The sequence below is a fragment of the Actinomycetospora sp. genome, assembly GCF_055612215.1.
This window is the reverse complement of sequence record NZ_JBVPVA010000721.1, coordinates 1-2,660: the sequence shown is the minus strand read 5'-3', so window position 1 is coordinate 2,660 and position 2,660 is coordinate 1. Positions and strand designations below refer to the sequence as shown.

The 2,660-nt window shown below is 73.4% G+C and carries 4 protein-coding genes; 2 read left to right on the top strand and 2 right to left on the bottom strand.

Translation table 11 applies throughout. The features are described from left to right. The coding region (locus AC0CYZ_RS19745) for a hypothetical protein (RefSeq protein WP_472218415.1) at positions 1–696 on the top strand (696 nt) is incomplete at its 5' end. Positions 697–712: 16 nt separating this feature from the next. On the opposite strand, the gene AC0CYZ_RS19740 is transcribed toward AC0CYZ_RS19745, so the two are convergent. Continuing rightward, positions 713–1,168, bottom strand: a complete 456-nt coding sequence (locus AC0CYZ_RS19740) for a pyridoxamine 5'-phosphate oxidase family protein (RefSeq protein WP_472218413.1) — start codon at positions 1,166–1,168, stop codon at positions 713–715. 31 nt (positions 1,169–1,199) lie between these two features. Beyond that, entirely contained in the window at positions 1,200–1,415 is a 216-nt protein-coding gene (locus tag AC0CYZ_RS19735; protein ID WP_472218411.1) for a DUF2795 domain-containing protein, read from the bottom strand. Between the two features lie 237 nt (positions 1,416–1,652). On the opposite strand from AC0CYZ_RS19735, the gene AC0CYZ_RS19730 reads away from it, so the two are divergent. After that, positions 1,653–2,660, top strand: a 1,008-nt coding sequence (locus AC0CYZ_RS19730) for an MFS transporter (RefSeq protein ID WP_472218409.1), incomplete at its 3' end; no start/stop codon positions are given.

Genomic DNA, 2,660 nt, shown 5'->3' with positions numbered 1-2,660 from the left:
CGCAGGATCGCGCCGGTCGCCTCCCTCGTCGCCGGCCTGGCCGCGGTCCTGGCCCTGGTCATCGTCCACAACAGCATCGCGTCCGGCCAGCTGACGGGCCTCGCGACGAACGGCGGCGTCAACTTCTGGTTCGGGCACTGCAACGCCCGATCGGTGACCGTCCTCGACGCGAACAACCAGAAGGCGTTCCAGATCCAGCACCCCGTGCCGGCCGAGGCGGGGCGCCCGGGCGACTTCGTGGTGCGGAACCACGCCGTCTGGGACGAGGACTACTTCGTCGGACTCGGATGGGACTGCATCGCGCAGGACGGGCCGGAACACGTCCTGCGCCTGGGCCGCAACGTCCTCGACATGACCGCGACGACGGTGCCGTGGCCGCAGACCACCGAGACGGGCTGGTCGCGGAGCCTCGTCGAGGCCGCCAACGTGCTCTACTCGATCGCCCTCGCGTGGATCGTGATCGAATCGGTAAGTCTCACCCGACGACGGCGGCGCGAGGGGGACGGGGGCGGCGAGCTGTTCATGCTGCTGAACCTGGCGTGCGTCGCGGTGGTGGCCGTGGTCGTGCTCGGCGACCCGCGGGTCCGCAGCGTGTACGACGTCTTCGGGTTCGCGCTCCTCGGCGCGCTGTTGGCCGACCGCTTCCACCTCGACGGCTCCGCGCCGGCCGCCCCCGACGAGTCCGACACCGCGTGACCTTCGCTGTGCGGGGTCAGGTGCGCTCCACCTCGCGGACCGGATCGCCCGGGCGCCAGAACGTGATCAGCAGCCGGTCGTTCGACGGCGCGATCCGGGTGAGCACCAGCTCGGTGACGTCCACCGCGAAATAGCTCCCCTCGGGGCCTTCGCCGGGATACGCCACCTCCCGCACCAACCCGGACACCCGCGCCTCGCCGGGCCAGCCGGCCGGATCACCCTCCGGGGGATCGACCGACGGCGAGTGCAGGGCGATCCGTGGGTCACGCCGCACGTCGGCCAGCTTCCTCGACCCCGGCATCATGCCGAGGCGCAGTTCTCCGTCTTCGAACTCCGTCTCGGTGCCGGACAGGCGGGGCGAGCCGTCGCGCCGAACCGTCGCCATCGTCTTGTGCTTTCCTCGCGAGAGCAGCGCGCCCACCTGCGCCGCGAGCTCGGGGGCCGCGTGCTCCACCTCGGACCAGGTCGCCATGACCGAGGTCTAGCAGCGACCCCCGACACCCTCAGCGGTTGCTGGTCGACCCGGGCCGGTGCGGCACGGCGGCCACCACGTCCTCGACCGACGCGTAACTCCCCTCGGGCAGCGCGGCGAGGGCGGTCAGCGTCGCGTCGTCGATCTCGCCCCGGTCGGTCGCGTAGGCCACGAGGTCGTTGCGCTCCGCCGGGAAGTCCTTGCCCTGCAGCGCCTTGCGCACCCGTGCGTCGTCGCGGTCGGTCATCGTCGTGCTCCTCCACTCCGGGGTCCGTCCACGGTCGGTCCGGGACGTCGGGCCCGTGGCGGGACTGCCCGACGGCGGACCCCGTCCACACCCGCCCGGCGTGAGGAATCCGTCGGACGCGCGCGAGGGTCGGGCGTGGTCGTCGAGAGTGGAGCCGTGACGACGTCCGCCCGTCCGGAGCGATCCGCAACCGCGTCTTCGGCCGGTGGGCCGCTCCTCGCGGCCGCGGTGCTGCTGGTGGCTCTCAATTTGCGCGCCCCGATCGTCGCGGTCTCGCCGGTGGTGGACGCCGTGCGTGCTGACCTCGGCATCTCCACGGCGGTCGCCGGGCTCCTGACGAGCCTGCCGGTGCTGATGTTCGCGGTGGCCTCGACGCCGGCGTCGTGGCTGACGGGCCGGATCGGGCCGGAGCGCGCGATGCTCGTCGGGCTGGCGGTGCTCGGGGTGGGCACGGTGCTGCGGTCCGCCGACGGGGTGGCCACGGCCCTCGTCGGGACCGCACTGATCGGTGCCGGCATCACGGTCGGCAACGTCGTGGTGCCGGTCGTCATCGGGCGGGACTTCCCCCACCGCTCGGGCGCACTCCTCGGCCTCTACGTCGCGACGATGAACGTCGGCTCGATGATCACGCTGTCGATCACGGTGCCGATCGCCGACGGGGTCGGGTGGCGGTGGGCGCTGCTGCTCTGGCTCCTGGTGGCCGCGGCGTCCGCGGTGCTCTGGGCGGTCGCGACGCGGGGCAGCCGTCCGGGGACGCGGGCGGTGCCGGCCGATGCCGGGACGGGCCCGGCGACCTCGCCGTGGCGACGTCCGGTGGGGTGGCAGATGCTGTTCGCGTTCGGGGCGCAGGCGTTCGCCTACTACGGGCTCACCGCCTGGTTGCCGGAGATCCTCGCCGACCTGCGCGGGCTCGACGCCGCCGGCGCCGGCGTCGCGTCGTCGATCTTCCAGGTCCTGGCCGTGGTCGGGGCGCTCGGTGCGCCGCTGATCCACCGCCGTACGGGGAGCCTGCGGGCCGCCTTCCTCCCGGTGGTCCTCGGTTGGATCGCGCTGCCGCTCGGGCTGCTGCTCGCCCCCGCCGCGTGGCCGGTGTGGTGCGCGCTCGCCGGCGCGGCCCAGGGCGGTGGGTTCACCGTCTTCTTCGCCGCGATCCTGGCGGCCTCTCGCGACACCGAGGAGAACCGGCGGCTCGGCGCGTTCATGCAGACCGGCGCGTACCTGCTCGGATCCCTCGGGCCGTTCGTG

What these genes read in the sequence shown, in the direction of transcription:
- AC0CYZ_RS19735 (WP_472218411.1), bottom strand. Translation starts at nt 1,415, where the DNA reads ATGACCGACCGCGACGACGCACGGGTGCGCAAGGCGCTGCAGGGCAAG.
- AC0CYZ_RS19740 (WP_472218413.1), bottom strand. Translation starts at nt 1,168, where the DNA reads ATGGCGACCTGGTCCGAGGTGGAGCACGCGGCCCCCGAGCTCGCGGCG.